At 66.3% G+C, this 4,032-nt stretch carries 5 protein-coding genes; 2 read left to right on the top strand and 3 right to left on the bottom strand.

Annotated features, from left to right (window positions below; all coding sequences use genetic code 11):
* Positions 1-141: 141 nt before the first annotated feature.
* Positions 142-1,194: a hypothetical protein gene (locus tag RI841_RS04925; protein ID WP_310704469.1), complete on the bottom strand. Its 1,053-nt coding sequence runs from the start codon at positions 1,192-1,194 to the stop codon at positions 142-144.
* Between the two features lie 31 nt (positions 1,195-1,225).
* The gene (locus tag RI841_RS04930) at positions 1,226-1,567 is read right to left on the bottom strand and encodes a zinc ribbon domain-containing protein YjdM (protein WP_310704470.1); all 342 of its coding nucleotides are present in this window, start codon (positions 1,565-1,567) and stop codon (positions 1,226-1,228) included.
* A gap of 207 nt (positions 1,568-1,774) precedes the next feature.
* Between RI841_RS04930 and RI841_RS04935 the strand changes: the two genes are divergently transcribed.
* Together RI841_RS04935 and RI841_RS04940 are read left to right on the top strand one after the other, a co-directional pair.
* Complete coding sequence (locus tag RI841_RS04935) at positions 1,775-2,413, top strand: DsbA family protein (protein WP_310704471.1); 639 nt, start codon at positions 1,775-1,777, stop codon at positions 2,411-2,413.
* A 104-nt stretch (positions 2,414-2,517) separates the two neighbouring features.
* Positions 2,518-3,672 carry a histone deacetylase gene (locus RI841_RS04940; protein ID WP_310704472.1) on the top strand — a complete coding sequence of 385 codons (1,155 nt, stop codon included), beginning with the start codon at positions 2,518-2,520 and terminating at the stop codon, positions 3,670-3,672.
* An 11-nt stretch (positions 3,673-3,683) separates the two neighbouring features.
* On the opposite strand, the gene RI841_RS04945 is transcribed toward RI841_RS04940, so the two are convergent.
* Positions 3,684-4,032, bottom strand: a 349-nt coding sequence (locus RI841_RS04945; RefSeq protein WP_310704473.1) for a CapA family protein, incomplete at its 5' end; no start/stop codon positions are given.

Here is a 4,032-nt window from a genome sequence, read left to right on the forward strand (position 1 = left end):
CCTCGAGGTGGTCAGCGCTGCTCCGCTCTTTGCCGAGGCAATCCGCCGCGCCCATGAGAATGGCTCACTTACCGAGCTGCTCGAGGGCCCCACGTAAATGGCACACCTATACCGGCCTGAATGGCCGGAAATCCAGGCAGATTATGGCGCGTCCAGTTCACGGCAGGCCTGCTGCCCCAGAGCCAGGTAGTCCCTGGCCTGCGGCTCCCACTTGTCCGGCGTGCGTGGATCAGGCTCGAGCAGGTGAGCGAGCGACAGCCGAGCCCTGAGACAGGCACGATACGCCGTATAGAAGGCCAGCAACCGCCTGTCTGGCCAATCCAGTAGCGTCTGGGCGCACTCGTTGACCAGCAGCTCGCCAATCCAGGCGGCCCCGAGTCGGTCGCACTCGAGGCCCAGGAAGCTCAGCTCGTCGAAGGGATCCACCAGCCGCAGAGGGCGACTGAATTCGAGGCAATCGATGACAACGGGGGGCTCGGAGAGGCAGACGTGCTCGGGACGCAAATCACCATGCCCCTCGACGATCCGCCCCTGACGCGCGCGCTCCCCCAGCAGTTCAGGCTCTTCGACAAGCAGGCGATCGAGGCGGTCGAGCATCGGCGCCACGCCATCCCTCGCCAGCGAGAATCGCGAATCAGCGATGACCTCCCGATTCCTGTCGAGCTCACGCTTGAAATGCTCCAGATAGGTCTCTACCGACATCTCGACCGGCTCCAGGCCCTGATAGAAGCCCGATAGCCGCTCGGCGACCCGGGTGACCCGGGCCTTGGTGACGGTACCCTGCGACAGCGCCACATCCAGCATGAGATGCTCGGGCAGACGCTTCATCACGACCAGCCAGTCGACCACCTCTCCCTCGCCATTGAGCGCCAGCCTGCCCTCGGAGTTCAGCCTCAACGATGCCACGCCCAGGTAGACCTCCGGTGCCAGGCGACGGTTGAGGCGAACCTCCTCATGGCAGAGAAACTCGCGGTCGCGAAGGACATGGCAGTCGCGGTGATTGTACTCGACGGGCTTCTTGAGCTTGTAGACCCGGTCTGCAGTCAGGAAGACCCAGGCCATGTGGGTCTCCTTGACATCGACCTCCCCCTCGAAACCGACGTAAACCCGGGGACTCGACAGGAACGCGACCTTGTCCCGAAGTGAGATGTCGTTTGTGGCCGCGGCAGAGTTGTGGGATGAATCCTTGGCCATGAGTGCTCTCTCCCGATGTGGCGAGAGGGTATCACACCTTCTTGACGAACCCGGACTTGAGCTTCATCGGCCCGATGCCGTCGATCTTGCAGTCGATGTCGTGGTCGCCGTCGACCAGGCGGATGCTCTTGACCTTGGTCCCCACCTTCACTACCGACGAGGCGCCCTTGACCTTGAGGTCCTTGATCACCGTGACAGTGTCGCCGTCGGCCAGGGGATTGCCGTTGGCATCGCGGACCACCGCCTCGTCCTTGGCCGGCTCGGCGCCGGCGTCCTTCGACCACTCGTGGCCACACTCCGGGCAGACAAGCTGAATGCCGTCCTCGTAGGTGAACTCGGAGCCGCACTCGGGGCAGTTGGGCAGATTGCTCATGATCAGGTCCTGTGCTGTGAACAAGGGCGACAAGCCTACACCGACCGGCCCCGCCGCTCCAGTTCGCCCATCGCCGCGGCGCGCCCTTGGCGGTAGGCTCGAGAGCGCCACCAGGACCATCACCCGACCACCCTCTCCTGCCATGTCCTGCCGGACGACGCGCTGTTACCCTCCCGGGGTCTTCCGCATCGCCACAGGAGGCGCCCGATGCCCCGACCCCGCATTACCCTCGATGTCTTCAGCGACTTCGTCTGCCCCTTCTGCTACCTGGAGGTTCCGGAGCTCGACGCCCTGGAAGCGCGCTTCGGCGATGTCGTGGCAATCCGCTGGCGCGCCTTCGAGCTGCGCCCCGAGCCAGAGCCGACCCTCGACCCCGACGGCAACTACCTGCACGACATCTGGGAACGGGCCGTCTATCCCATGGCCGCGGAGCGCGGCATGACCCTGCGCCTGCCTCGCCTACAGCCCCGTTCTCGGCTGGCCCACGAGGCCAGTGCCTGGGCTCGGACGCAGGACGTCGTCCGGCCAGGGGCCGGCAGCGCCATGCAAACGGCGCTGTTCCGCGGCTTCTTCGAGGAGAGCCTCGACCTGGCCGACCCCGAGGCACTCGTCCAGGTGGCGCAGACGCTCGACCTGGATGGGCAGGCCCTGCGCCAGGCCCTGGCGCAGGGTGATTTCCGCCAGGAGGTAGAGGATGACCAGCAGATCGCTCGGAAAGCCGGCATCGGCGGCGTGCCGGGCCTGCGCTTCTCGCTGGACGGCGAGCACGCCGGCGTGCTCGAGGGCGCCCAGCCGCGTCGTCAGCTGTTCCTGGCGGTGGAACGCCTGCTCGATGCCATGCGCTGATGTGACGGGCCGTCCTCCCCCCCCGATGCCAGGCCCCTGATATGCTGTAGCCAGATACTTGAGTCGCCTCACCCGTATGTCGCGCACAACAGGGAGCCTTCACAGTGGCCGAACAGAACAGCGTGATCGCCTTCTATGACGAGCGGATGCTGGCCCATGAACCGGATATCGAGGTGCCCTTCCTGCCAGGGCGCATGGACAAGCGAGTCCGCAAACTGCTGTCTGGGCTGGGGGTGCCCTGGAAGTATCCCGAACACCCCGCCCGGCTCTCCGCCATCCGGCACCTGCTGGATCTCGAACCGGTCCCCGGGGTGACCTTCGAGGCCGGCATGTCGGCCACTCGCGAGCAGCTGGGGCGCGTCCACACTAGCTCCTACCTGGACAGCATCTACCAGCTGCGCGGAAAAAGTGCCTGGCTGGATGTGGATACCACGGCCGTATCACCTGGCAGCGTCGATGCCGCCGAGGTGGCCGCCGGCACGGCGATCGCTGCCGTCGAGGCGGTGGTAGAGGGCCGAGCCGAAAGTAGCTTCGCGCTGGTCAGGCCCCCCGGCCATCATGCCGAACCGGTACGCGCCCGCGGCTTCTGCCTGTTCAACAACGTGGCGGTGGCGGCCGCCCATGCCCGGGCGGCACTGGGCTGCGAGCGGGTCATGATCGTCGATTGGGATGCGCACCATGGCAACGGCACCCAGGACATCTTCTGGGCCGACCCGGATGTGCTGTTCTTCGATATCCATCGCGCCTCTCCCTTCTATCCTGGAACGGGGAGTCTCGAGGAGGTCGGGGTGGGCCTCGGGGATGGCGCCATCGTCAATGTTCCCCTGCCGGCCGATGCCGGCGACGCCGCCTATCTCAAGGCCTTCCGCGAGATCCTGGTGCCGGCGGCCGAGTGGTTCCGACCCGACCTGATCCTGGTCTCGACAGGCTTCGATCCCCACAGCCATGACCTGGCGCTGAATGTCTCCTATGACGGCTTTTCCGCCATGACCGGCATCCTGCAGAGCTTGGCACGCCGGCAGTGCGCGGGAAGGCTGGTTTTCGTGCTGGAAGGCGGCTACAACCTGATATCGCTCTCGCGCGGGGTCAGGTCGGTGCTCCAGGTGCTGGCCGGCGACGAACCACGGGAACCCGGCCTGCGTGGCCTTGCCGAGGTGGAGGCCGCGGCGGCCTTCCATCGCAGTGCCTTCGTCGCCGAACAGGAGGCATCGGACACTCCACCCGACGCCGGTCCGGACGCGCCATCAGGTTCGACATGAGTTGAACGGCTTCATCGCTCGCCTTGCCACTCGAGCACCAACCGGTCTGGGCCATCGAGTCGTACCCGGGTGCCGAGCGGCCGTCCCTCACGGTTCAGCATACGGCACAACCACTCGGCCTCCTCGCGGGGGGCTCGCTCGAGACGGAAATGGCGGCGCTGCAGGGGCACCATGACCAGCCGTTCCAGCCGGCCGTCCGCCGGGCAGAGCCTCGGGAAGTAGAGCAGGGCCAGGTCGTCGCGGAAGGCCTCGTGGCCGGTGATGCCCTCGTAGTCGTTGATCAGGTCCCCGCAGCCGAAGAGGATCAGCCTGCCGCGGTACACCTCGATGCCCAGCGGATGGTGGGAGGAGTGGCCCCAG

The organism is Halomonas sp., assembly GCF_031581305.1.
In the GTDB taxonomy this organism is placed as follows: Bacteria; Pseudomonadota; Gammaproteobacteria; order Pseudomonadales; family Halomonadaceae; genus Halomonas.